The following is a 23673-nucleotide window of genomic DNA, read 5'->3' as shown; positions in this document are numbered from 1 at the left end:
CCTGCTGCGGCGGCCGGGCACCGCCCTCGCCTCCCGCACAGGTATTCGCGCGTGAACGACCTCCTGCATTCGTTCGGCCTGCCGGTCCTCGACCTGCAAGGCTTCGGCCCCCTGCTGCTGCAGGGCATCTGGATGACCCTGAAGCTGGCCCTGCTGTCGATGCTGCTCAGCATCGCCCTCGGCCTGTTCGGCGCCTGCGTCAAGCTCGCCCCGCTGCGCTGGCTGCGCCTGCTGGGCGCCGGCTACACCACGCTGATCCGCGGCGTGCCGGACCTGGTGCTGATCCTGCTGATCTTCTACAGCCTGCAAACCTGGCTCAACGAGCTGACCGACCTGCTCGGCTGGGACTACCTGGAGATCGACCCGTTCAGCGCCGGCGTGGCCACCCTCGGTTTCATCTACGGCGCCTATTTCACCGAGACCTTCCGCGGCGCCATCCTCAGCGTGCCGCGCGGCCAGCTGGAGGCGGCCACCGCCTATGGCCTCGGCCCGCTCAAGCGCTTTCGCCTGGTGCTGTTCCCGCAGATGATGCGCTTCGCCCTGCCGGGCCTGGGCAACAATTGGCTGGTGCTGCTCAAGGCCACCGCGCTGGTGTCGATCATCGGCCTGTCCGACCTGGTCAAGGCCGCGCAGAACGCCGGCAAGACCACCAATGACCCGCTGTACTTCCTGGTCCTCGCCGCCGTGGTCTACCTGCTGATCACCAGCCTGTCGAACCTGGTTCTGCGCCGCCTGGAGCGCCGCTATAACACCGGCATCAAGGGAGGGCTGCTGCCATGATCGAGCTGCTGCAACAATACGGCCAGGCCTTCCTCTGGAGCGACGGCTACAACCTCTCCGGCCTGGCCATGACCCTCTGGCTGCTGGTCGCCTCGATCGTCCTCGGCTTCCTGCTCGCCCTGCCGCTGGCCATCGCCCGGGTCTCGCGCAAGCGCCTGCTGCGCTGGCCCGTGCAGTTCTACACCTGGCTGTTCCGCGGCACGCCGCTGTATATCCAGCTGCTGATCTGCTACACGGGCCTCTACAGCCTGGAGGCGGTGCGCGCCCAGCCGCTGCTCGACGGCTTCTTCCGCGAGGCGATCAACTGCACCCTGCTGGCCTTCGTGCTGAACACCTGCGCCTACACGGTGGAGATCTTCGCCGGCGCCATCCGCAACATCCCGCACGGCGAGATCGAGGCGGCGCAGGCCTACGGCCTGAGCGGCTGGCGCCTGTACCTGCACCTGATCATCCCCTCGGCGCTGCGCCGGGCGCTGCCGCAGTACGGCAACGAGGTGATCCTCATGCTGCACGCCACCTCGCTGGCCTTCACCGCCACCGTGCCGGACATCCTCAAGGTCGCCCGCGACGCCAATGCCGCCACCTTCATGACCTTCCAGGCATTCGGCATCGCCGCCCTGCTCTACCTGCTGCTGTCCTTCCTGCTGGTCGGCCTGTTCCGCCTCGCCGAACGACGCTGGATGACCTTTCTTGGCCCAACCCGGGGGTAACTCGTGATGAACCAGACCGCCTACGCCATGCCCGCCGACCCGGCCGGCCTCTGCACCCAGCGCCTCGCCCAGCCGCTCAGCGTCGCCGGCACGGCCCTGCACAAGCTGCAGGTCGAAGACCTGCACAAGCGCTACGGCGACCACGAGGTGCTCAAGGGCGTATCGCTCAACGCCAGCAGCGGCGACGTGATCAGCCTGATCGGCACCAGCGGCTCGGGCAAGAGCACCCTGCTGCGCTGCATCAACTTCCTCGAACAGCCGGACGCCGGCCGCATCACCCTCGACGGCCGGACCATCGCCCTGCGCCAGACCCGCGGCGGCACCACGGTCGCCGACAAGGCCCAGCTGCAGGGCCTGCGCACCCGCCTGGCGATGGTCTTCCAGCACTTCAACCTGTGGAGCCACATGAGCGTGCTGGACAACATCAGCATGGCGCCGCGCCAGGTGCTCGGCGTCCCGGCGCGCGAGGCCTCCGAGCGTGCCCGCGCCTACCTGGACAAGGTCGGCCTGCCGGCGCGGGTCGCCGAGCAGTACCCGGCCTTTCTCTCCGGCGGCCAGCAGCAGCGCGTGGCGATCGCCCGCGCGCTGGCCATGGAGCCGGAGATCATCCTGTTCGACGAACCGACCTCGGCGCTCGACCCGGAACTGGTCGGCGAGGTGCTCAAGGTGATCCAGACACTGGCCGAAGAAGGTCGTACCATGATCATGGTCACCCACGAGATGGGCTTCGCCCGGCAGGTTTCCAGCCAGGTGCTGTTCCTGCACCAGGGCCGCGTCGAGGAACAGGGCAGCGCGCAGATCCTCGACCATCCCGCCAGCGAGCGCCTGCAACAGTTCCTTTCCAACCGCCTGAAGTGACATGCAGCCCAGAGACATGCTCGAACCCAGCCAAGATCACAGCCTCGCCCTGGACCGTATCGACCTGGCGATCATCGAGGTGCTGCGTCACAACGGGCGGATCACCTACCAGAAGCTCTCCGAGCTGGTGCACCTGACCCCGCGGCCCTGCCTGGAACGGGTACGCAAGCTCGAGCGCATGGGCGTGATCCTCGGCTACGGCGCCATCGTCGACCTGCGCCAGTTCTCCCCCGGGCTGTCGCTGCTGGTGCTGGTGGCGCTGTCCAACCAGAGCGGCCGCACCGCGCAGAAGGCCTTCGAGGCGAGCATGCGCGAATGCCCGCAGGTGCTCGAATGCCACCTGATCAGCGGCACCTTCGACTACAGCCTGCGCATGCGCTGTCGCGACATGGAGCACTACTGGCGCCTCACCGAGGCCTGGCTGGACAACCCCGAGCTGCACATCGACAAGCTGGTCGCCCACCCCGAACTGGCCACGGTGAAGAACCCCGCGCCGGTGCCCGGCTGAGCCTCGCTTCCCGCGCTACAGCGGGCCGGGCTCGGGCATCGGGTCAGGTGGCGGCGGCACCTTCTCCAGTTGTTCCAGGGTTTCTTCGGGCAGCTCGTCCGGGCCGTCCAGCTCGTTCTCGCCTTCGGCTTCGTCGAGGTCGTTGAGTGGCGATTCGTCGGCGCGCCAGGGCCAGGCGGGCTGCGGGTGCATGAGCGGTTCGCTTGCAGGCATGACGTAAGTCCTCGCAAAGGGGCCTGAGGACTTAGGCAGGCATTGGCCGGCCAGGTTCGCGACGCCCGGCGCGCGGCCAGGCGTCGCGCCGGGCGGTCACTTGAAGTTGCGCTTCACCAGCCGCTCCAGCCAGCCGACGATGCCGGAGCGGAACAGCAGCACGCAGAGCACGAAGATCACCCCGAGGATCACGTGCACCCACTCGCCCAGCGGCCCGTTGGACAGCGAACTCTGCAGCGTCACCACCACGCCGGCACCGACCAGCGGGCCGAGCACGGTACCGACGCCGCCGAGCAGGGTCATCAGGATCACTTCGCCGGACATATGCCAGTGCGCGTCGGTCAGCGAGGCCAGCTGGAACACCACCGTCTTGGTCGCTCCGGCCAGCCCGGCCAGCGCCGCGGAGATGACGAAGGCCAGCAGCTTGTGCGCATCGACGTTGTAGCCGAGCGACACCGCGCGCGGCTCGTTCTCGCGGATCGCCTTGAGCACCTGGCCGTAAGGCGAATGGATGGCGCGCTGGATGATGGCGAAGCCGAACACGAACACTGCCAGCACGAAGTAGTACATGGCCAGGTTGTTCTGCATGTCGACGAGGCCGAACAGGTGCCCGCGCGGCACGCCTTGCAGGCCGTTCTCGCCGCCGGTGAACGGCGCCTGGACGAAGACGAAGAACACCAGCTGCGCCAGCGCCAGGGTGATCATGGCGAAGTAGATACCCTGCCGGCGGATCGCCAGCAGGCCGAACAGGGTGCCGAGCGCGGTCGAGGCCAGGGTCCCGGCGAGGATGCCCAGTTCGGTGCTCAGCCCGCTGTAGCTGCTCAGCATGTAGCCGGTGATGTAGCCGCCGGTGGCGAAGAACGCCGCGTGGCCGAAGGACAGCAGCCCCGCGTAGCCGAGCAGCAGGTTGAAGGCGCAGGCGAACAGGGCGAAGCACAAGAGCTTCATCAGGAACACCGGGTAGACCGCCAGCGGCGCGACCAGGGCGACCGCCAGCAGCGCGCCGTAGAAGAACTTCTGCCGCCGCGCCGCGGCATGTCGCCGCTCGCGTACCACGCTGGCCTGCAACACCGGGGTGCCCGGAAGATCGATCGGATTGCTCATGCTCATGCCTCCTTGCCAAAGAGTCCTGCCGGGCGCACCAGCAGCACCAGCACCATCACCAGGAAGACCACGGTATTGGCTGCCTCCGGGTAGTACACCTTGGTCAGCCCCTCGATCAGGCCCATGGCCACACCGGTGACGATGGCGCCGAGGATCGAGCCCATGCCGCCGATCACCACCACGGCGAACACCACGATCAACAGGTTCGAGCCCATGCCCGGGGTCACCGCGTAGATCGGCGCCGCCAGCACGCCGGCGAAGGCCGCCAGGGCCACGCCGTAGCCGTAGGTCAGGGTCACCAGCAGTGGCACGTTGATGCCGAAGCCCTGCATCAGCCGCGGGTTCTCGGTGCCGGCGCGCAGGTAGGAGCCCAGGCGGGTGCGCTCGATCACGTACCAGGTCGCCAGGCAGACCACCAGCGCGGCGACGATCACCCAGCCGCGGTAGGTTGGCAGGAACATGAAGCCGAGGTTGAAGCCGCCGCGCAGCGCCTCGGGCATCGGATAGGACGAGCCGGACACGCCGAACAGCTTGACGAAGCTGCCCTCGACGATCAGCGCCAGGCCGAAGGTCAGCAGCAGCCCGTAGAGATGGTCTTCATTGGCGATGCGCCGCAGCAGCCCGCGCTCGATGGCCATGCCCAGGCAACCGACCAGCAGCGGCGAGAGCAGCAGCGCGGCCCAGTAGTTCACACCCAGGTAGTTGAGGCTGAGGAAGGCGACGAAGGCGCCGAGCATGTACTGCGCGCCGTGGGCGAAGTTGATGATGCGCAGCAGGCCGAAGATGATCGCCAGGCCCAGGCTCAGCAGGGCGTAGAAGGCCCCGTTGATCAGGCCGAGCAACAGCTGCCCGAGCAGTACGCTCAGGGGAACACCGAATACGAGAGTCATGGCTCACCACCCGAGGGAAGTCAGTGGTACCCGGCCGTCGCCGGCCGGGTGAGGGTGCGGATCAGCCGGTCACTGCTTGGCGACCAGCTTGCTGCACTGGCTCTCGGCCATCGGCCGGTAGGCCTGGTCGCCGGGGATGGTGCTGACCACCTTGTACAGGTCCCACTCGCCCTTGGACTCGGCCGGCGTCTTGACCTGCACCAGGTACATGTCGTGGACCATGCGGCCGTCCTCGCGGATCTGCCCGCCCTTGGCGAACATGTCGTTGACCGGCGTCTTGGCCATCTGCGCGCGCACCGCCACGGTCTCGTCGGTGCCGGCGGCCTTCACCGCGTTCAGGTAGTGGGTGGTCGCCGAGTAGATGCCGGCATGCACCATGCCCGGCATGCGCTTGGTGCGCTCGTAGTAGCGCTGGGCCCAGGCGCGGGTCTCCTCGTTCATGTCCCAGTACCAGCCGGTGGTCAGCATCAGGCCCTGGGTCACCTCCAGGCCCATCGCATGGATGTCGTTGAGGAACACCACCATGCCGGCGAGCTTCTGCCCGGCCTGGGTGACGCCGAACTCGCTGGCGGTCTTCAGCGAGTTGACGGTGTCGGCACCGGCGTTGGCCAGGGCGATCACGTCGGCACCGGAACCCTGGGCCTGCAGCATGTAGGAGGAGAAGTCGCTGCTCGGGAACGGATGGCGGACCTTGCCGACGACGCTGCCGCCGTCGCCTTCCACCACCTTGGTGATGTCGGTTTCCATCGCATGGCCGAAGGCGTAGTCGGCGGTGAGGATGTACCACTTCTTGCCGCCGTCGGCGAGCACCGCCCTGGCCGTGCCGTTGGCCAGCGCGTAAGTGTCGTAGGTCCAGTGGATGTGGTTGGGCGAGCAGTATTCGTTGGTGATGCTCGAAGCCGCCGCGCCGGAGATCAGCGCCAGCTTGCCGCCCTGCTCCACCACCTTGCTCGCTGCCAGCACCACGGAGCTGGCGACCATGCCGGTCACCATGTCGACGTTGCGCTCGTCGATCCACTGGCGCACGGTGTTGGCGCCGACGTCCGGCTTGTTCAGGTCGTCGGCGTGGAAGATGGTGATCTTCTTGCCGTCGACCGTGCCGCCAAAGTCCTCCACCGCCATCTTCAGCGCCTCCAGGCCGCCGGGGCCGGAGAGGTCGCGGTAGGTGCCGGACATGTCGGCCAGGTAGCCAATGCGGATCTCGTCGTTGCTGAGTTCGGCCTGGGCGGCCGAGGCGATCAGCGAAGAAGCCAGGATGGCGCTCGCGCTCTTGCGGAAAAAGCTCATGTATTCACCACTCTCGATTGTTTTTGTTGTGGTTCGGCCCGACATCCACTGCGGCCGGTGTTGCAGCTTCCTGCGGTTCACACCCCGAGACAGGAATTGAGGAACTCCTTTTTCGAATCCAGCTCGGCCGCCTCGATCTCCTCGATGATGCGGCCGTGCTCCATCACGTAATGACGGTCGGCCAGCGGCGCGGCGAAGCGGAAGTTCTGCTCCACCAGGACGATGGTCAGGCCGCGCTGCTTGAGCTTGACCAGCACCTCGCCGAGCTTCTGCACGATCACCGGCGCCAGGCCCTCGGTGATCTCGTCGAGCAGCAGCAGGTTGGCGCCGGTGCGCAGGATGCGCGCCATGGCCAGCATCTGCTGCTCGCCGCCGGACAGCCGCGTGCCCTGGCTGTAGCGCCGCTCGTAGAGGTTGGGGAACATTTCGTAGAGCTCATCCAGGCTCATGCCGCCGCTGCGCACGGTGGGCGGCAGCAGCAGGTTCTCCTCGACGCTCAGGCTGGAGAAGATGCCGCGCTCCTCCGGGCAGTAGCCGACGCCGAGCCGCGGGATCTGGAACGCCGGCAGGCCAATGGTCTCGTTGCCGTTGACCACGATGGAGCCGGTCCGCCGGCCGACCATGTTCATGATCGCCCGCAGCGTGGTGGTGCGCCCGGCGCCGTTGCGCCCGAGCAGGGTCACCAGCTCGCCGCGCCCGACCACCAGGTCGACGCCGTGGAGAATGTGCGATTCGCCGTAGAAGGCGTGCAGGTCGCTGATGCGCAGCTGGTCGCGATCCATCGGTGGGTTCATGCGTGGGCCTCCTCGAGTGCGGCGGCTTCGCTGCCCAGGTAGGCCTCGCGGACCTGCGAGTTGGCCGAGACGCTGTCGTAGTCGCCCTCGGCGAGCACCGCACCGCGCGCCAGCACGGTGATGCGGTCGCACAGCCGGCTGACCACGCTGAGGTTGTGCTCGACCATCAGCACCGTGCGCTTGGCCGCGGCGCGGCGCACCAGTTCGACGACCATGTCGACGTCCTCGCTGCCCATGCCCTGGGTCGGCTCGTCGAGCAGCAGCACGAAGGGGTCCAGCGCCAGGGTGGTGGCCAGTTCCAGCGCACGCTTGCGGCCGTACGGCAGCTCGATGGCCAGGGTCTGGGCGAAGGCCTGCAGGTCGACCTCGGCGAGCAGCTGCATCACCTGCTCATCCAGCTCGCGCAGGCTGCGTTCGGATTTCCAGAAGTGGAAGGAGGTGCCCATCTTCTGCTGCAGGGCGACGCGCACGTTCTCCAGCACGCTCATGTGGCCGAACACGGCGGAGATCTGGAACGAGCGCACCAGGCCCTGGCGGGCGATCTGGTTGGCCTTCATCGCGGTGATGTCGTGGCCGCGATAGAGGATCTGCCCACGGGTGGGCGTGAGGAATTTGGTGAGGAGATTGAAGACGGTGGTCTTGCCGGCGCCGTTGGGGCCGATCAGCGCATGGATGTGGCCCTGGCGAACCTTGAGATCGACGGAATCCACTGCGGTGAAGCCGCGGAATTCCTTGGTCAGGCCGCGCGTTTCCAGCACGAACTCTGGTTCCATGGAGTGCCCTCTAACCTTGATTGTTGTTGTTGGTTATGGCGCAGGTCTGGCGTGACCTTTACGTAAACGATAACAACCGGTTTCCGTATACGGCAAGCAGGGTTTTCAAACGCTCGCTTGACTCGCGGATGCCGGGTTGAGCGAAAAAAACCCGGGCCCGAGGGCCCGGGAAAAAGCACCTCCGAGGAAAGGTGTGAAGCAGGGCGACTTACCAGAGCGCCAGGCTGTAGCTGATGATCAGGCGGTTCTCGTCCAGGTCGCTCTGGAAGTTGCTGCGCGTGGTGGCGTTGCGCAGCTTGACCCCCAGGCCCTTCAACGCGCCGTTCTGGATCACATAGGCGATGTCGGTGTTGCGCTCCCAGGTCTTGCCCTCGCCGGCCGCGCCCAGGTCGACGTTGTCGCCGGAGACGTAGCGGGTCATCAGGCTCAGCCCGGGGATGCCCATGGCAGCGAAGTCGTAGTCGTAGCGGACCTGCCAGGACTTTTCGTCCTGGTTGCCGAAGTCGTTGATCTGCAGCAGGTTGATCAACGCGTTGTCGCCACCCGAGATGTAGGCAAAGCCGGTGTCGCCACTCATCTTCTGGTAGCCGGCGGTGAAGCCATGACCGCCGAGACGGTAGGTGAACAGCGCGCCGAAGGCGTTGTTGTCGACGTTGCTGCCACCGTCGTCGGTGGAGCGCACATAGCGCAGGTCGGTCTTGAAGCTCTGGCCGTCGCCCAGCGGCAGCACGTGCACCAGATTGAGGTTGTGCTGCTTGTAGATGCCGTCCAGCCCGCCGTAGTAGTAGCTGCCGCTCAGCTCGGGGGCGAACTGGTAGCGCCCACCGGCGAAGAGGAATTCGTCGCTGGTGCTGCCGCCGCTGCCGAAGGTGATGTTGCGCTTGCCGCCGTTGAAGACCGTCATGTCCTCGCTGTCGGAGGAATCGCGGTAGCTGATGTCGGTGAGCTTGCCGGCATCGAGGGTCAGGCCGTCGATCTCCTTGCTCTGCAGCCAGGCACCACGGTAGGTGTTGGGCAGCAGGCGGCTGTCGTTGCGCATGATCACCGGCAACACCGGCTGCAGGGTGCCGACATGCAGGGTGGTCGCCGACAGCTTGGCCTTGGCGGTCAGCCCGGCCGAGCCATAGTCGTCCTGGGCGCGGTTGGGCGCGTTGCGATCACGCTGCAGGATGCCGGTGCCGGTACGCTCAGGACTGGAGTCGAGCTTGACACCGAGCAGGCCGAGGGCGTCGAGGCCGAAGCCGACCGGACCTTCGGTGTAGCCCGATTCCATCTTGAGGATGAAGCCCTGGGCCCATTCCTCGGCCTTGGCCTGGGTCGACTCGCTGCCGCGGAAGTCACGGTTCATATAGAAGTTGCGCAGCTCGACGGACGCCTTGCTGTCTTCGATGAAGGCCGCCGAGGCGGTGTTGGCGGTGCCCAGGATGGCCATGGCCAGGCCCGAGAGCAGGAAGGTGCGGCTGGATGGTTTCAGTTGCATGGGTTTCTCTCTTGTTGTTGTCGTTGATGCAGCTGTGGGCCGACCGCGAAACAGCCGGGCCCGGATTACCGCGTCATGCGGCAATGCGGTGGCCGCGCTCAGCGCGCGGCATCCCTGGGCACGCGGCCCAGCAGATAGAACTCGTCGTTCGGCGGGGTGCGCGCCATGGACACCAGGCGGTTGGAGAGGCCGAACAGCCCGGCGATGGCGCCGATGTCCCAGATGTCGTCGAGGCTGAAGCCCTGGGCCTCGAGCCGCGCCTGCCAGGCGTCGTCGAGCACGCCGCGCCCGGCGGCCAGGTGCAGGGCGAAGTCGAGCATGGTTCGCTGGCGCTCGGCGATCGGCGCGGTGCGGTAGTTGACGGCCAACTGGTCGGCCAGCTGCGCGTCCTTGGCGAGGATGCGCAGGATCGCGCCATGCGCCACCACGCAGTACAGGCAGCCGTGATCGGCGCTGACCGCGACCACGATCATCTCCTTCTCGGCCTGGGTCAGGCTGTCGGAGGCGCGCTCCATCAGCGCGTCGTGGTAGGCGAAGAAGGCGCGGAACTCCGCCGGCCGGTGCGCCAGCATGAGGAACACGTTGGGAATGAAGCCGGCCTTCTCCTGCACCGCGAGGATGCGCTCGCCCAGGTCATCGGGCAGGGCGTCGAGGCTTTCGGGCACGGGAAAGCGGCTGATCGTCCGGGTCATCGGGCAGTCCTTCGTATGGATGCAGGCGGAGCTGGCCGGGCGAGCCGGCCGGCTGTCAGTGGTGCTCGCCGAGCCCCAGCTCGACCACGCTGATCTCGCGCATGCGGAACTTCTGCACCTTGCCGCTGATGGTCATCGGGAAGTCGTCGACGAAGCGGATATGCCGCGGCGTCTTGAAGTGGGCGATGCGCCCCTTGCAGAACTCGCGCAGCGTCTCGGCCTCGACCGCGTGGCCGGGGTGCAGCTTGACCCAGGCGACGATCTCCTCGCCGTAGGTCTTGTCCGGCACGCCGATGACCTGCACGTCGGCCACCGCCGGATGGGTGAAGAGGAACTCCTCGATCTCGCGCGGGTACACGTTCTCGCCGCCGCGGATGATCATGTCCTTGTTGCGCCCGACGATCTTGATGTAGCCCTGCTCGTCCATCACCGCGAGGTCGCCGGTGTGCATCCAGCGCGCGCCGTCGATGGCCTCGCGGGTGGCCTCCGGGTTGTTCCAGTAGCCGAGCATCACGCTGTAGCCGCGGGTGCACAGCTCGCCGATCTGCCCGCGCGGCACCACTTTGCCGTGTTCGTCGACGATCTTGCTTTCCAGGTGCGGCTGGGTCCGGCCGACGCTGGTGACGCGCCGCTCGAGGTCATCCTCGGGGCCGGTCTGGGTGGACACCGGGCTGGTCTCGGTCATGCCGTAGGCGATCTGCACCTCGCTCATGTGCAGCTCGTCGATCACCCGCTTCATCACTTCGATCGGGCAGGTGGCGCCGGCCATGATGCCGGTGCGCAGGGACGACAGGTCCATCTGTGCCCGCTCGGGGTGGTCGAGCATGGCGATGAACATGGTCGGCACGCCGTACAGGCCGGTACCACGTTCCTCGGCCACCGCCAGCAGCGCGGCCTGCGGCTCGAACGCCGCGCTCGGGTAGATCATGGTGGTGCCGTGGGTCACGCAGCCGAGGTTGCCCATGACCATGCCGAAGCAGTGGTACAGCGGCACCGGGATCACCAGGCGGTCCTGCTCGGTCAGGCCGAGGCTCTCGCCGACCATGTAGCCGTTGTTGAGGATGTTGTAGTGGCTGAGCGTGGCGCCCTTGGGAAAGCCCGTGGTACCGGAGGTGTACTGGATGTTGATCGGCTCGTCGAACTGCAGGCGCTCGCCGCACTGGCGCAGCTGCTCGGGGCCGACCTGCTCGGCCAGCGCCTGCAGCGCATTCCAGCCGAGCATGCCGTCGGCCGGCTGGGCACCGAGGCTGATCACCCCGCGCAGCTCCGGCAGCATGTGGCTGTGCAGCGCGCCGGTGGCGCTGGAGGCCAGCTCGGGCAGCAGCTCGTGGAGCATGGCGTGGTAGTCGGAGGTCTTGAAGGCATCGGCGCAGACCAGCCAGCGGCAGCCGGACTGCTTGAGCGCGTATTCGAGTTCGTTGAGGCGGTAGGCCGGGTTGATGTTGACCAGCACTACGCCGATCTTCGCGGTGGCGAACTGGGTGATGCACCACTGGGCATTGTTCGGCGACCAGATCCCCAGCCGCTCGCCGGGCTGCAGCCCGAGCGCCAGCAGGCCACGCGCGCAACGGTCCACCGCCTCCGCCAGCTGCGCCCAGGTGTAACGCAGCTGCTGATGGCGCACCACCAGGGCCTCACGCTGGGGAAAGCGCTCCACGGTACGGTCGAACGCCGCGCCGATGGTCATGGGCAACAGGGGTTTGCTCTGCGGTCCGCAGGTATAGCTCGGGAGACTCATGACGATTTCCTCAGTCTTATGTTTGTTATGAGGCGTACTCGCAAGGGCGCTGGCGCTGCTGACAGTCACCCTAGGTTGCGATTACGTTAACGTAAAGGTAACTAAGTGACAACATGTCGCGGGGTAGGCGAAAGTCGAGGGATAGCACGCAGTCAAATGGCCGGTATTGGTGACATGCGACCTGGCTACAGTCCTTAGTGGCGCGCCTCGCTGATGGGCTTTCGGCTCACGGAAACTGCGGTGCCCCTCGGTGGGCTAAAGCCCACCCTGCCGGGAGATCGTAGCCAGTCGAACCGCTACGCTGCGGCGGGCATCTCGGCACCGTTGTAGGGTGGGCTTCAGCCCACCAGAACGAGCCGAGGCTATAACCGCATCTGCCGGCCACGGCAACGTCAGGCACTTTCGCGCTGGTACTCCTGATGGAAGTCCAGCGCAGCGAGGTTCTTGTCCTTGGCTTCGAGCATGATGTCGAAGCGATCGAGAAACTGACACGCATAGCGATTCGTCCAGCGGTTCCACATGCGCTTGCTGTGCGCATAGAGGTCGCGCTTGCTGACCTGCTCCAGCAACTCCGGGATCTCCAGCTTCCGCTCCGGCGCGAAGCCGAGCTCCATCAGGCTCTCCGGCGGCTGCGAGTAATGCATGGTCGGCCGCACGCCGCGCCAGCTTTCCAGGATGCGCTCGATGCGCGGGTCGTCCGGCTCGATGTAGCGGTCCTCGTGAATCCAGCAGTGATGGATGTCCAGCACCACCGGCGCGAGGTCCGCGAGACCCAGGCAGTCGTCCAGGCCATAGGTCTTTTCGTCGTTCTCGAAGGTGATGCACTGGCGCGCCTCGCTCGACAGGCGCAGCCACACGGCACGCACACCCTCGGCGCCGAGCCGCCCGGCGATATGCAGGTTGCACTTGAAGTCCTGGAAGCGCCGGCCATACCCCATCATGCGGATCATGTCGGCGTGGTACTCGAATTCCGCCAGGCTGTTCTCCACCACCTGCGGCTTGTCCGACCCCAGCACGCAGTACTGGCCGGGATGCATCGACAGGCGGATGTCGTGGGCCCGCGCCAGCTCGCCGATCGCGGCGAAACCCGCCTCGAGGCGGCTCTGCATTTCGGCGCGGCGGTAGAACGGCGCGATCTCGGCATGGCTGTAGAACGGCAGCAGGTCGCTGGACAGGCGCAACATGCGCAGCATCGGCGGCAACGTGGCGACGTATTCGAGCAGTACCCGCTGAGCGTTCAGGTTGTGCTCGACGATCTCCTCGAGCTTCGCTTCGGCCGCCTCGCGCCCCGCCGAGGCCATCCAGCGCAGCGTGGTGCTGCGCGGGTTGAAGGTGCGCTCGATGCGCTCCAGTTCCTTCAGCGAGAGGCTCTGTTGCGGATGGCGATACATGCAGGCGAAGCCGATGCGGGGCATGGATTCCTCGTCGATGGCAGGTCGGTGTCGTCGGCCATCGCCAGTTTAGTCCCACCCCGCCGAAGCGAGTGCCCGACCACCGACGAATCACCGCCGCACGCCACCAGGCCGGCCGCCAGCGACCGCACCCTGCCGGGCCTATCCTTGCAGGCATGCCGACTCGGCGGTGTGTTGACAGACCGCCGGCGTACCTTTACGTTAACGTAAAGCAGCGAGCAACCACTTCCGAAGGCGCTCAGGCTGCGACCGGAGCGCCGGCCGGAACCCGCCGGATGCACGAATTCTCTGAACACAGAACAATTACAAGACAAGCAGGTGGCCCCATGAACTACTCCAGCCTCAATTTCGCCCTCGGTGAAACCATCGACATGCTGCGCGAGCAGGTCCAGGCCTTCGTTGCCGCCGAGCTGGCGCCGCGCGCCGAGGCCATCGACCAGGACAACCTGTTCCCGGCCGACATGTGGAAGAAATTCGGCGAGATGGGCCTGCTCGGCGTGACCGTCTCCGAGGAATACGGCGGCGCCGGTCTTGGCTACCTGGCCCACGTGGTGGCGATGGAAGAGATCAGCCGCGGCTCGGCCTCGGTCGCCCTCTCCTACGGCGCCCACTCCAACCTGTGCGTGAACCAGATCAACCGCAACGGCAACCCCGAGCAGAAGGCCCGCTACCTGCCCAAGCTGATCAGCGGCGAACACGTCGGCGCGCTGGCCATGAGTGAGCCGAATGCCGGCTCCGACGTGGTCTCCATGAAGCTGCGCGCCGAAAAGCGCGGCGACCGCTACGTGCTCAACGGCAGCAAGACCTGGATCACCAACGGCCCGGACGCCAACACCTACGTGATCTACGCCAAGACAGACCTGGACAAGGGGCCGCACGGCATCACCGCGTTCATCATCGAGCGCGACTGGAAAGGTTTCTCCCGCGGCAACAAGTTCGACAAGCTCGGCATGCGTGGCTCCAACACCTGCGAGCTGTTCTTCGATGACGTCGAGGTGCCGCAAGAGAATGTGCTCGGCGTCGAGAACGGCGGCGTCAAGGTGCTGATGAGCGGCCTGGATTACGAGCGCGTGGTACTGGCCGGCGGCCCGACCGGCATCATGCAGGCCTGCCTCGACGTGGTGGTGCCCTACATTCACGACCGCAAGCAGTTCGGTCAGAGCATCGGCGAGTTCCAGTTCATCCAGGGCAAGGTGGCGGACATGTACACCCAGCTCAACGCCAGCCGCGCCTATCTCTACGCCGTCGCCCAGGCCTGCGACCGTGGCGAGACCACCCGCAAGGACGCCGCCGGGGTGATTCTCTATACCGCCGAAAACGCCACGCAGATGGCCCTGCAGGCGATCCAGATCCTTGGTGGCAACGGCTATATCAACGAATTCCCCACCGGCCGCCTGCTGCGTGACGCCAAGCTCTACGAGATCGGCGCCGGCACCAGCGAGATCCGCCGGATGCTGATCGGCCGCGAGCTGTTCAACGAATCCAAATAATCCGTAGGGTGGAAAACGGCCAGAGGCCTTTTCCACCGCATTTACGACAAGGTGGAAATCGCTTCGCGGATTTCCACCCTACGGGAGCCCGTCCATGGCCATCCTGCACACCCAGATCAACACCCGTTCCCCGGAGTTCGCCGCCAACAGCGCGGCCATGCTCGAACAGGTGAACAACCTGCGCGCCCTGCTCGGCCGTGTCAGCGAAGGCGGCGGCGCCACCGCCCAGCAGCGCCATGTCTCACGCGGCAAGCTCCTGGTGCGCGAGCGCATCGATACCCTGCTCGACGCCGGCTCGGCCTTTCTCGAACTCGCGCCGCTGGCCGCCCATGAGGTCTATGGCGAAGACGTCGCTGCTGCCGGCGTAGTGGCCGGGATCGGCCGCGTCGAAGGCGTCGAGTGCATGATCATCGCCAACGACGCCACCGTGAAAGGCGGCACCTACTACCCGCTGACAGTGAAGAAGCATCTGCGCGCGCAGACCGTCGCCCGCGAGAACCGCCTGCCCTGCATCTACCTGGTGGACTCCGGCGGCGCCAACCTGCCGCGCCAGGACGAGGTGTTCCCGGACCGCGAGCACTTCGGCCGCATCTTCTTCAACCAGGCCAACATGAGCGCCATGGGCATCCCGCAGATCGCTGTGGTGATGGGTTCCTGCACTGCCGGCGGCGCCTACGTACCAGCGATGGCCGACGAGACCATCATGGTGCGCAACCAGGCGACCATCTTCCTCGCCGGCCCGCCACTGGTGAAGGCTGCCACCGGTGAGGTGGTAACCGCTGAGGACCTGGGCGGCGCCGACGTGCACTGCAAGACCTCGGGCGTCGCCGACCACTACGCCGAAAACGACGAACACGCGCTTTCCATTGCCCGCCGCTGCGTGGCCAACCTCAACTGGCGCAAGCTCGGCCAGCTGCAGACCCGCGAACCGCGCGCACCGCTGTATGCCGCCGACGAGCTGTACGGCGTGATCCCGGCGCAGGCCAAGCAGCCCTATGACGTGCGCGAGGTGATCGCGCGGCTGGTGGACGGCAGTGAGTTCGATGAATTCAAGGCGCTGTTCGGCACCACTCTGGTCTGCGGCTTCGCCCATCTGCACGGCTACCCGATCGCCATCCTCGCCAACAACGGCATCCTCTTCGCCGAGGCGGCGCAGAAAGGCGCGCACTTCATCGAGCTGGCCTGCCAGCGCGGCATTCCGCTGCTGTTCCTGCAGAACATCACCGGTTTCATGGTCGGGCAGAAATACGAGGCCGGTGGCATCGCCAAGCACGGCGCCAAGCTGGTCACCGCGGTGGCCTGCGCCCAGGTGCCGAAGTTCACCGTGCTCATCGGCGGCAGCTTCGGTGCCGGCAACTACGGCATGTGCGGCCGCGCCTACGACCCGCGCTTCCTCTGGATGTGGCCCAACGCGCGCATCGCCGTGATGGGTGGCGAACAGGCCGCCGGGGTGCTCGCCCAGGTCAAGCAGGAACAGAGCGAGCGCGCCGGCAAGAGCCTCGGCGACGATGAGGTGGCGGCCATCAAGCAGCCGATCCTCGAACAGTACGAGCGCCAGGGCCATCCCTATTACTCCAGCGCGCGGCTGTGGGACGACGGCGTGATCGACCCGGCGCAGACCCGCGAGGTGCTGGGGCTGGCGCTGTCCGCCGCGTTGAACGCGCCGATCGAGCCGACCCGCTTCGGCGTGTTCCGCATGTAATCCGTGCCGCCGGCAGCCGAGCGCGCCGGCGCCTGCAGTCGCATCGAGGATGCCGAGATGACCGATTTCCAGACCATCGAACTAGACAAAGACGCGCGCGGCGTGGCCACCCTCTGGCTCAACCGCGCGGACAAGAACAATGCCTTCGACGCCCAGGTGATCGGCGAACTGAACGCAGCGCTGGCCCAGGTGCAGGACGATGCGGGCATCCGCTTCCTCATCCTGCGCGGGCGCGGCAAGCACTTCTCCGCTGGCGCGGATCTGGGCTGGATGCGCGAGTCGGCCAAACTCGACTACCAGGCGAACCTGGCTGACGCCCACGAACTCGGCGAGCTGATGCAGCGCCTTTACCAGCTGCCGCAGCCGACCCTGGCCGTGGTACAGGGCGCGGCCTTTGGCGGCGCGCTGGGGCTGATCGCCTGCTGCGACATGGCCATCGGCGCCCGCGACGCACTGTTCTGCCTGTCGGAAGTGCGCATCGGCCTGGCGCCGGCGGTGATCAGCCCGTACGTGGTCAAGGCCATCGGCGAGCGCGCCACCCGCCGCTACGCGCTGACCGCCGAACGTTTCGACGGCACACGTGCCCGCGAACTGGGCCTGCTCGCCGAGACCTACCCGGCCAGTGAGCTGGACGCCGCGCTGGAGCAATGGGTCGACAACCTGCTGCTCAACAGCCCGCAGGCGCTCAAGGCCTGCAAGGACCTGCTGCTGGAAGTGGGCGATGGCGATTTCAGCGCCGACCTGCGCCAGACCACCGAACAGGCCATCGCGCGCCTGCGCACCAGCTCGGAAGGTCAGGAAGGCCTGAGCGCCTTTCTGGAAAAACGCACGCCCGCCTGGCAGGAGAACAAGTAATGAATCGTCCTATCGATACCCTGCTGGTGGCCAACCGCGGCGAGATCGCCTGCCGCGTGATGCGCACCGCCAAGGCCATGGGCCTGACCACCGTTGCGGTGCACAGCGCCATCGACGCCAGCGCGCGCCATGCCCGCGAAGCCGATATCCGCATCGACCTGGGCGGCGCCAAGCCGGCCGAGAGCTACCTGCGCATCGACAAGCTGATCGAGGCGGCCAAGGCCAGCGGCGCCCAGGCGATCCACCCGGGCTACGGCTTTCTCTCGGAGAACGCCGAGTTCGCCCGCGCCATCGAACAGGCCGGGCTGATCTTCCTCGGCCCACCCGCCTCCGCCATCGACGCCATGGGCAGCAAGTCCGCCGCCAAGGCGCTGATGGAAGAAGCCGGCGTGCCGCTGGTGCCGGGCTACCACGGCGAAGCGCAGGACGTGGAAACCTTCCGTGCTGCCGCGGAAAGGATCGGCTACCCGGTGCTGCTCAAGGCCACCGCCGGTGGCGGCGGCAAGGGCATGAAGGTGGTCGAGCGCGAGGCGGACCTGGCCGAGGCGCTGGCGTCCGCGCAGCGCGAGGCGCAGTCATCGTTCGGTGACTCGCGCATGCTGGTCGAGAAATACGTGCTCAAGCCGCGCCATGTGGAAATCCAGGTCTTCGCCGACCAGCACGGCAACTGCCTGTACCTGAACGAGCGCGACTGCTCGATCCAGCGCCGCCATCAGAAGGTGGTCGAGGAGGCCCCTGCCCCCGGCCTGTCCCCCGAGCTGCGCCGTGCCATGGGCGAAGCCGCGGTGAAGGCGGCCAAGGCCATCGGCTACGTCGGCGCCGGCACCGTGGAATTCCTGCTGGATGCCCGTGGCGAGTTCTTCTTCATGGAAATGAACACCCGTCTGCAGGTCGAGCACCCGGTCACGGAGGCCATCACCGGCCTCGACCTGGTCGCCTGGCAGATTCGCGTCGCCCGTGGCGAACCGCTGCCGATCAGCCAGGAGCAGGTGCCGCTGATCGGCCATGCCATCGAGGTACGGCTGTACGCCGAGGACCCGGACAACGATTTCCTCCCCGCCACCGGCACCCTCGAGCTCTACCGTGAAGCCGCGGATGGCCCGGGCCGTCGCGTCGACAGCGGCGTCGCCGAGGGCGATACCGTGTCGCCGTTCTACGATCCGATGCTCGGCAAGCTGATCGCCTGGGGCGAGAACCGCGAGGAAGCGCGCCTGCGCCTCTTGGCCATGCTCGACGAGACTGCCGTCGGCGGCGTGCGCACCAACCTCGCGTTCCTGCGCCGCGTCGTCGGCCATCGCGCCTTTGCCGAGGCCGAGCTGGATACCGGCTTTATCCCGCGCCACGAAAGCGAACTGCTGCGTCCGGCCGGCGAGCTGTCCGATGCCTTCTGGCAACAGGCTGCCGAGTGCTTCGTGCAGAGCGAGCCGACCACCGTTCGCGACGACGATGCCCATTCGCCGTGGTCCAAGCGCAGCGGGCTGCGTTTCGGCATGCCGGCGCAGGTCAGCCTGCATCTGCAGTGCAATGGCGAGAGCCGCCGGCTGAAGGTCGACCCGGCAGCGCCGCGGCAGAACGTCCGCACGCCCAGGGCGATCCGCCAGGGCGATGCGCTGTACCTGCAGTGGAACGGCGAATGGCTGGCCGTGCGCGCGTTCGACCCCATCGCCGAAGCCGAGGCCAGCCACCAGCATCACGGCGGCCTGACCGCGCCTATGAACGGCAGTATCGTGCGTGTACTGGTGGAGGCCGGTCAGCATGTCGAAGCCGGCACCGCACTGATCGTGCTGGAAGCGATGAAGATGGAACACAGCATCCGCAGCGCCCAGGCCGGCGTAGTCAAGAGCCTGTTCTGCAACGAAGGCGAAATGGTCAGCGAAGGCGCGGTGCTGCTGGAGATGGAAGAGGCCTGAAGGATGCACAAGGTGGACAAGGCTTCGCCGTTGTCCACCCCACGCACGAACGCAAGGCCGTAGGGTGGAAAACGCCGCAGGCTTTTCCACCAGTAGCCGGACGCCTCGGCTGACACACATGAACCGGCGAGCCCGCCAATCGCGCTCGCCCCTGGAGGACATATGAGCCTGCCCAAACAGGTCCGGCTGGTGGAAGTCGGGCCGCGTGACGGTCTGCAGAACGAGCAGCAGCCGATCAGCGTGGCGGACAAGGTGCGTCTGGTCGACGACCTGAGCGCCGCCGGGCTGTCCTATATCGAAGTCGGCAGCTTCGTCTCGCCCAAGTGGGTGCCGCAGATGGCGGGCTCCGCCGAAGTCTTCGCGCAGATCCAGCGCAAGGCCGGGGTCACTTACGCGGCGCTGACGCCGAACATGAAGGGCCTGGAGGCGGCCATCGAGGCCGGCGTGAAGGAAGTCGCGGTGTTCGGTGCGGCCTCCGAAGCTTTCTCGCAGAAGAACATCAACTGCTCCATCGCCGAGAGCCTGGCACGCTTCGCGCCTTTGATGGAGGCTGCCCGCGAACACGACATTCGCGTGCGTGGCTACGTTTCCTGCGTGCTCGGCTGCCCTTACGAGGGTGAGGTATCGCCAGCCAAGGTCGCCGAAGTGGCCCGCGAGCTATATGCCATGGGCTGCTACGAGGTTTCCCTGGGCGACACCATCGGCACCGGCACACCGGGCAAGACCCGCACCCTGTTCGATACCGTGGCCCGCGAAGTGCCGCGCGAACGGTTGGCCGGGCATTTCCACGACACCTACGGCCAGGCCCTGGCGAATATCTATGCGAGCCTCTTGGAAGGCATCGCGGTGTTCGACAGCTCGGTCGCCGGCCTCGGCGGTTGCCCCTACGCCAAAGGCGCCAGCGGCAATGTCGCCAGCGAGGACGTGCTGTATCTGCTGAACGGCCTGGGCATCCACACCGGCATCGACATGGACAGCCTGATCGCCGCCGGCGAGCGCATCTGCCAGCTGCTCGGCCGCGACAACGGCTCGCGAGTGGCACGGGCCCGGCGCGCCAGCGCCTAGCCGCAGGACTCGCCAGTCATCTTCCTGTCCCTATACTGCCTCTCCGTTTCCATCCGCCCTGCCTAGTCACCGCCGCCCGGCCGAACGGCCGCCGCGGCCATCGAAGAATCTGGAGCCACACATGCAAGACGTCGTCATCGTAGCGGCAACCCGCACCGCCATCGGCAGTTTCCAGGGCTCGCTGGCCAATGTGCCGGCAGTCGAACTGGGCGCCACCGTGATCCGCGCCCTGCTGGCAAAGACCGGCCTCGACCCGGCCCGGGTCGACGAGGTCATCCTCGGCCAGGTGCTCACCGCCGGTGCCGGGCAGAACCCTGCGCGCCAGGCCGCGATCAAGGCCGGCCTGCCCCACGCGGTGCCGGCCATGACGCTGAACAAGGTCTGCGGCTCGGGCCTCAAGGCCGTGCACCTGGCCGTGCAGGCGATCCGCTGCGGCGATGCCGAGGTGGTCATCGCCGGCGGCATGGAGAACATGAGCCTGGCGCCCTACGTCCTGCCCGGCGCACGCACCGGCCTGCGCATGGGCCACGCGCAGATGGTCGACAGCATGATCAGCGACGGCCTGTGGGATGCCTTCAACGACTATCACATGGGCATCACCGCGGAGAACCTGGCCGACCAGTACGGCATCGACCGCGCCCGGCAGGACGCCTTCGCCGCCCAGTCGCAGCAGCGTGCCGCGGCGGCCGTCGAAAGCGGCCGCTTCGACGCCGAGATCACCCCGGTGCTGATCCCGCAGCGCAAGGGCGACCCGCTCGCCTTCGCCCGTGACGAGCAGCCGCGCGCCGGCACCACCGCCGAATCCCTCGGCGGCCTGCGTGCAGCATTCAAGAAGGACGGCAGCGTCACCGCCGGCAACGCCTCGACCCTCAACGACGGCGCCGCCGCGGTGCTGCTGATGAGCGCCAACAAGGCCGAGGCCCTGGGCCTGCCGGTGCTGGCGAAGATCGCCGGCTACGCCAATGCTGGCGTCGACCCGGCGATCATGGGCATCGCCCCGGTCACCGCCACCCGCCGCTGCCTGGAAAAGGCCGGCTGGACGCTGGCCGAGCTGGACCTGATCGAAGCCAACGAAGCCTTCGCCGTGCAGGCGCTGTCGGTCGGCCAGGAACTGGGTTGGGACAGCGAGAAGGTCAACGTCAACGGCGGCGCCATTGCCCTGGGCCATCCCATCGGTGCCTCGGGTTGTCGTATCCTCGTCACATTGCTACACGAAATGCAGCGCCGCGATGCCCGCAAGGGCCTTGCCACGCTCTGCATCGGTGGCGGCCAGGGCGTGGCGCTGGCCATCGAGCGCTAAAGGCGCACTCCCCCGCCGCGCAAATCGCGGCGGGGACACGAACCGGACCGACAGATGCCGAAACAGACCTACAGCATTTCCGAACTCGCCGCCGAACTGGACATCACCACCCGTGCGATCCGTTTCTACGAAGAGCAGGGCATGCTCTCACCAACCCGCCGCGGCCAGGAACGCATCTACTCCCCCAAGGACCGCGTGGCCCTCAAGCTGATCCTGCGCGGCAAACGCATCGGTTTCTCGCTAGCCGAGTGCAAGACGCTCATCGAACTCTACGACCCCAAGGCGGGCAACAAGAAACAGTTGAACATCATGCTCGAGATGATCGCCGAGCGCCGCCGGCAACTGGAGCAGCAACTACTCGACATCCAGCAGATGCAACTGGAACTGGACACCGCCGAGGAGCGCTGCCGCACCGCGCTGGCCCAGACAGAGCGCGAAGTCAGCCGCTGAGCGAGCAGGTACCAGCCAAGCGGTGAGACCGAACTCACCGCCAGCCGCTCCGGCCGCGTGGCGCTGGCAGCGACAACCGATAGATAAACAAAAAGGGGTTAGCTTTCGCTAACCCCTTCTCTTTACATGGTGGCTACACCGGGACTTGAACCTGGGACATCAGCACTATGAATCCGCAACGAACCGCCCTGCTACGCCAGAAGCCCCATAGACCGGGCCTTTCAGTCCATCCCCAAGCTGGCTTGGCCAGTCCTTTCCATAGAATTTGGCTAATGTAGTCCCCCTACCTCATCAGTTTCGATGGCAGTGCTTGCACCTAAGGCCTTTGGCCATCATCATAAGTTTTTGGCCAGCCTAAAATTATCTAAAGGGATTTTAACTTGGCAGCTCTCTCGAAAAGCAAAGTAGACAAGGCGGGGCTTGCACTTTCCAAGGACAAGTTCAAAGACGAAATAGATTTCATTGAGCTTGAGGACGTCTTCGATGAATATAGAAAAGCACACTTACAACCATTAACCGAGACAACACTTGAGATTCAGCGCCTACTGACTGGCTATGGTGGCCCCTACTACATTGCTCAAAGACTAAAAAGAAAGCCCCAAATTATAAGAAAACTACAAAGACTTAGCGTCCGACTAACTCAACTCCAAGACATTGGAGGCTGTAGAATCATTGTACAAAAAAACAAAGATGTAGATGCATTATTTGAATACCTGAAAAGCGAGTCTGATAAGTCCGCATCCCTGAATATAATCAGGACAACAGACTATCGAGAAAAAGGCCGTGACGATACTGGATATCGTGCCCTTCACATTATGCTTGAACGAGACGGCAGGTCACTCGAACTGCAAGTCAGAAGTCGAATCCAACACTATTGGGCTGAAAGCATTGAGCGAACCTCTGTAATCTACGGATATCACCTTAAGGAAAAAGAGGGCGATCCTGAGATCATTGAGTATTTCAAAGTTCTATCTGATGTCTTCTACGAAATAGAAGCAGGCAGAGAGCCCTCAGTAGCTCACAAGCTAAGCATAGACTCCTTGCGAAACTCATGTGAGACAATAATTAAATCCTCTGATCGCCACAAGGTTTTTGATAGCTTTGTAAATGAAGACATTATTAAAACACTAGTCGAAAAAGAGTCCAGAAGCGGAAAAGGAATGAACAACTGGATTCTAGTTTTTGACTGGAATCAAGGCTCATTTCTGACTTGGGATATTGTCAGCAGAGACCCTGATCCAGCAGTCAAATCCTATATAGATTATGAGAACCAATACCCCGCCGACCAAGGCTATGAGGTAGTTTTGATTGGCTCCTCAGAAGTCCTCACTGTCAGACAAACCCACAGCCACTATTTTGGCATCGAAACTTACACAAATATTCTTGAGAGTTTAGATAGCTCAATTGTAGGTTTTACTCGCAAAATAGATATTGATGTTGGCTCACGCCAAATACTCGCATGCCTGCATCGCCGCCATTGCTGGGGTAAGAAAACCATTCAACTGGATACATTGAAAAACCATCTATGCAAAGGCGTAATAACTTTCGATTCTTCGCTAAAGGCGCTTTCAGATAAAGATCTTTTGTTAACATCCACCCTAAATGGTGGCGTTTCCCTTAATATCAGAATGAAACCTCAGATAGAGCAGTACTTGTAATATA

General features: G+C 65.2%; 22 protein-coding genes. 12 read left to right on the top strand and 10 right to left on the bottom strand.

What is annotated here, in order from left to right:
• Positions 1 to 51 precede the first annotated feature (51 nt).
• From L3N39_RS07195 to L3N39_RS07180, 4 genes are all read left to right on the top strand, one after another.
• Complete coding sequence (locus L3N39_RS07195) at positions 52 to 780, top strand: ABC transporter permease (protein ID WP_348983394.1); 729 nt, start codon at positions 52 to 54, stop codon at positions 778 to 780.
• A complete protein-coding gene (locus tag L3N39_RS07190) occupies positions 777 to 1490 on the top strand; it encodes an ABC transporter permease (protein ID WP_237256652.1) in 714 nt (237 codons plus the stop codon). Before L3N39_RS07195 ends, L3N39_RS07190 begins: the two co-directional genes overlap by 4 nt.
• Positions 1491 to 1586: 96 nt before the next feature.
• Positions 1587 to 2348, top strand: coding sequence for an ABC transporter ATP-binding protein (locus tag L3N39_RS07185; protein WP_237257064.1), 762 nt, complete (start codon positions 1587 to 1589; stop codon positions 2346 to 2348).
• A 16-nt stretch (positions 2349 to 2364) separates the two neighbouring features.
• Positions 2365 to 2856, top strand: coding sequence for an Lrp/AsnC family transcriptional regulator (locus tag L3N39_RS07180; protein ID WP_237256651.1), 492 nt, complete (start codon positions 2365 to 2367; stop codon positions 2854 to 2856).
• A 15-nt stretch (positions 2857 to 2871) separates the two neighbouring features.
• Here L3N39_RS07180 and L3N39_RS07175 read toward each other — a convergent pair whose 3' ends face one another.
• The 10 genes from L3N39_RS07175 to L3N39_RS07130 all read right to left on the bottom strand — a co-directional run bounded on the left by L3N39_RS07175 (position 2872) and on the right by L3N39_RS07130 (position 13242).
• On the bottom strand, positions 2872 to 3069 hold the full coding sequence (locus L3N39_RS07175) for a hypothetical protein (RefSeq protein WP_237256650.1): 198 nt from the start codon (positions 3067 to 3069) through the stop codon (positions 2872 to 2874).
• A gap of 96 nt (positions 3070 to 3165) precedes the next feature.
• The gene (locus L3N39_RS07170; protein ID WP_237256649.1) at positions 3166 to 4173 is read right to left on the bottom strand and encodes a branched-chain amino acid ABC transporter permease; all 1008 of its coding nucleotides are present in this window, start codon (positions 4171 to 4173) and stop codon (positions 3166 to 3168) included.
• A gap of 2 nt (positions 4174 to 4175) precedes the next feature.
• Positions 4176 to 5063, bottom strand: coding sequence for a branched-chain amino acid ABC transporter permease (locus tag L3N39_RS07165; RefSeq protein ID WP_237256648.1), 888 nt, complete (start codon positions 5061 to 5063; stop codon positions 4176 to 4178).
• Between the two features lie 69 nt (positions 5064 to 5132).
• Positions 5133 to 6350 (bottom strand): ABC transporter substrate-binding protein, encoded by a 1218-nt coding sequence (locus L3N39_RS07160; RefSeq protein WP_237256647.1) that lies wholly within the window; start codon positions 6348 to 6350, stop codon positions 5133 to 5135.
• Between the two features lie 77 nt (positions 6351 to 6427).
• Positions 6428 to 7144, bottom strand: coding sequence for an ABC transporter ATP-binding protein (locus tag L3N39_RS07155; RefSeq protein WP_237256646.1), 717 nt, complete (start codon positions 7142 to 7144; stop codon positions 6428 to 6430).
• Entirely contained in the window at positions 7141 to 7917 is a 777-nt protein-coding gene (locus L3N39_RS07150) for an ABC transporter ATP-binding protein (protein WP_237256645.1), read from the bottom strand. Before L3N39_RS07150 ends, L3N39_RS07155 begins: the two co-directional genes overlap by 4 nt.
• Before the next feature lie 208 nt (positions 7918 to 8125).
• Positions 8126 to 9397: an OprD family porin gene (locus tag L3N39_RS07145; RefSeq protein WP_237256644.1), complete on the bottom strand. Its 1272-nt coding sequence runs from the start codon at positions 9395 to 9397 to the stop codon at positions 8126 to 8128.
• A gap of 98 nt (positions 9398 to 9495) precedes the next feature.
• On the bottom strand, positions 9496 to 10089 hold the full coding sequence (locus tag L3N39_RS07140) for a peroxidase-related enzyme (RefSeq protein ID WP_237256643.1): 594 nt from the start codon (positions 10087 to 10089) through the stop codon (positions 9496 to 9498).
• 55 nt (positions 10090 to 10144) lie between these two features.
• On the bottom strand, positions 10145 to 11827 hold the full coding sequence (locus L3N39_RS07135; protein WP_237256642.1) for an AMP-binding protein: 1683 nt from the start codon (positions 11825 to 11827) through the stop codon (positions 10145 to 10147).
• Between the two features lie 392 nt (positions 11828 to 12219).
• Entirely contained in the window at positions 12220 to 13242 is a 1023-nt protein-coding gene (locus tag L3N39_RS07130; protein ID WP_237256641.1) for an apurinic/apyrimidinic endonuclease family protein, read from the bottom strand.
• A gap of 323 nt (positions 13243 to 13565) precedes the next feature.
• On the opposite strand from L3N39_RS07130, the gene L3N39_RS07125 reads away from it, so the two are divergent.
• The 8 genes from L3N39_RS07125 (at position 13566) to L3N39_RS07090 (ending at position 23669) form a co-directional block, all read left to right on the top strand.
• Positions 13566 to 14729 carry an isovaleryl-CoA dehydrogenase gene (locus L3N39_RS07125; RefSeq protein WP_237256640.1) on the top strand — a complete coding sequence of 388 codons (1164 nt, stop codon included), beginning with the start codon at positions 13566 to 13568 and terminating at the stop codon, positions 14727 to 14729.
• 94 nt (positions 14730 to 14823) lie between these two features.
• Positions 14824 to 16431, top strand: coding sequence for a carboxyl transferase domain-containing protein (locus L3N39_RS07120; protein ID WP_043297477.1), 1608 nt, complete (start codon positions 14824 to 14826; stop codon positions 16429 to 16431).
• Between the two features lie 57 nt (positions 16432 to 16488).
• Entirely contained in the window at positions 16489 to 17286 is a 798-nt protein-coding gene (locus L3N39_RS07115; RefSeq protein WP_237256639.1) for a gamma-carboxygeranoyl-CoA hydratase, read from the top strand.
• The gene (locus L3N39_RS07110; protein ID WP_237256638.1) at positions 17286 to 19196 is read left to right on the top strand and encodes an acetyl-CoA carboxylase biotin carboxylase subunit; all 1911 of its coding nucleotides are present in this window, start codon (positions 17286 to 17288) and stop codon (positions 19194 to 19196) included. The genes L3N39_RS07115 and L3N39_RS07110 overlap by 1 nt, the downstream gene beginning before the upstream one ends.
• A 162-nt stretch (positions 19197 to 19358) precedes the next feature.
• The gene (locus L3N39_RS07105) at positions 19359 to 20261 is read left to right on the top strand and encodes a hydroxymethylglutaryl-CoA lyase (RefSeq protein WP_237256637.1); all 903 of its coding nucleotides are present in this window, start codon (positions 19359 to 19361) and stop codon (positions 20259 to 20261) included.
• A 121-nt stretch (positions 20262 to 20382) separates the two neighbouring features.
• Complete coding sequence (locus L3N39_RS07100; protein WP_237256636.1) at positions 20383 to 21561, top strand: acetyl-CoA C-acetyltransferase; 1179 nt, start codon at positions 20383 to 20385, stop codon at positions 21559 to 21561.
• Between the two features lie 54 nt (positions 21562 to 21615).
• Positions 21616 to 22011, top strand: a complete 396-nt coding sequence (locus L3N39_RS07095) for a MerR family transcriptional regulator (RefSeq protein WP_237256635.1) — start codon at positions 21616 to 21618, stop codon at positions 22009 to 22011.
• Positions 22012 to 22391: 380 nt separating this feature from the next.
• On the top strand, positions 22392 to 23669 hold the full coding sequence (locus L3N39_RS07090) for a RelA/SpoT domain-containing protein (RefSeq protein WP_237256634.1): 1278 nt from the start codon (positions 22392 to 22394) through the stop codon (positions 23667 to 23669).
• The last annotated feature ends 4 nt before the right edge of the window (positions 23670 to 23673 follow it).

The sequence above is a fragment of the Pseudomonas oligotrophica genome (genome assembly GCF_021726475.1).
GTDB lineage: Bacteria > Pseudomonadota > Gammaproteobacteria > Pseudomonadales > Pseudomonadaceae > Stutzerimonas > Stutzerimonas oligotrophica.
Note: the sequence above shows the minus strand (reverse complement) of the source record. Positions and strands in the feature narration are given on the sequence as shown.

Bases quoted from the DNA above. Each gene is read 5' to 3' on its own strand.
- L3N39_RS07190 (WP_237256652.1), top strand. From the start codon at position 777: ATGATCGAGCTGCTGCAACAATACGGCCAGGCCTTCCTCTGGAGCGAC.
- L3N39_RS07180 (WP_237256651.1), top strand. From the start codon at position 2,365: ATGCTCGAACCCAGCCAAGATCACAGCCTCGCCCTGGACCGTATCGAC.
- L3N39_RS07175 (WP_237256650.1), bottom strand. From the start codon at position 3,069: ATGCCTGCAAGCGAACCGCTCATGCACCCGCAGCCCGCCTGGCCCTGG.
- L3N39_RS07170 (WP_237256649.1), bottom strand. From the start codon at position 4,173: ATGAGCAATCCGATCGATCTTCCGGGCACCCCGGTGTTGCAGGCCAGC.
- L3N39_RS07165 (WP_237256648.1), bottom strand. From the start codon at position 5,063: ATGACTCTCGTATTCGGTGTTCCCCTGAGCGTACTGCTCGGGCAGCTG.
- L3N39_RS07160 (WP_237256647.1), bottom strand. From the start codon at position 6,350: ATGAGCTTTTTCCGCAAGAGCGCGAGCGCCATCCTGGCTTCTTCGCTG.
- L3N39_RS07155 (WP_237256646.1), bottom strand. From the start codon at position 7,144: ATGAACCCACCGATGGATCGCGACCAGCTGCGCATCAGCGACCTGCAC.
- L3N39_RS07150 (WP_237256645.1), bottom strand. From the start codon at position 7,917: ATGGAACCAGAGTTCGTGCTGGAAACGCGCGGCCTGACCAAGGAATTC.
- L3N39_RS07145 (WP_237256644.1), bottom strand. From the start codon at position 9,397: ATGCAACTGAAACCATCCAGCCGCACCTTCCTGCTCTCGGGCCTGGCC.
- L3N39_RS07140 (WP_237256643.1), bottom strand. From the start codon at position 10,089: ATGACCCGGACGATCAGCCGCTTTCCCGTGCCCGAAAGCCTCGACGCC.
- L3N39_RS07135 (WP_237256642.1), bottom strand. From the start codon at position 11,827: ATGAGTCTCCCGAGCTATACCTGCGGACCGCAGAGCAAACCCCTGTTG.
- L3N39_RS07130 (WP_237256641.1), bottom strand. From the start codon at position 13,242: ATGCCCCGCATCGGCTTCGCCTGCATGTATCGCCATCCGCAACAGAGC.
- L3N39_RS07125 (WP_237256640.1), top strand. From the start codon at position 13,566: ATGAACTACTCCAGCCTCAATTTCGCCCTCGGTGAAACCATCGACATG.
- L3N39_RS07120 (WP_043297477.1), top strand. From the start codon at position 14,824: ATGGCCATCCTGCACACCCAGATCAACACCCGTTCCCCGGAGTTCGCC.
- L3N39_RS07115 (WP_237256639.1), top strand. From the start codon at position 16,489: ATGACCGATTTCCAGACCATCGAACTAGACAAAGACGCGCGCGGCGTG.
- L3N39_RS07110 (WP_237256638.1), top strand. From the start codon at position 17,286: ATGAATCGTCCTATCGATACCCTGCTGGTGGCCAACCGCGGCGAGATC.
- L3N39_RS07105 (WP_237256637.1), top strand. From the start codon at position 19,359: ATGAGCCTGCCCAAACAGGTCCGGCTGGTGGAAGTCGGGCCGCGTGAC.
- L3N39_RS07100 (WP_237256636.1), top strand. From the start codon at position 20,383: ATGCAAGACGTCGTCATCGTAGCGGCAACCCGCACCGCCATCGGCAGT.
- L3N39_RS07095 (WP_237256635.1), top strand. From the start codon at position 21,616: ATGCCGAAACAGACCTACAGCATTTCCGAACTCGCCGCCGAACTGGAC.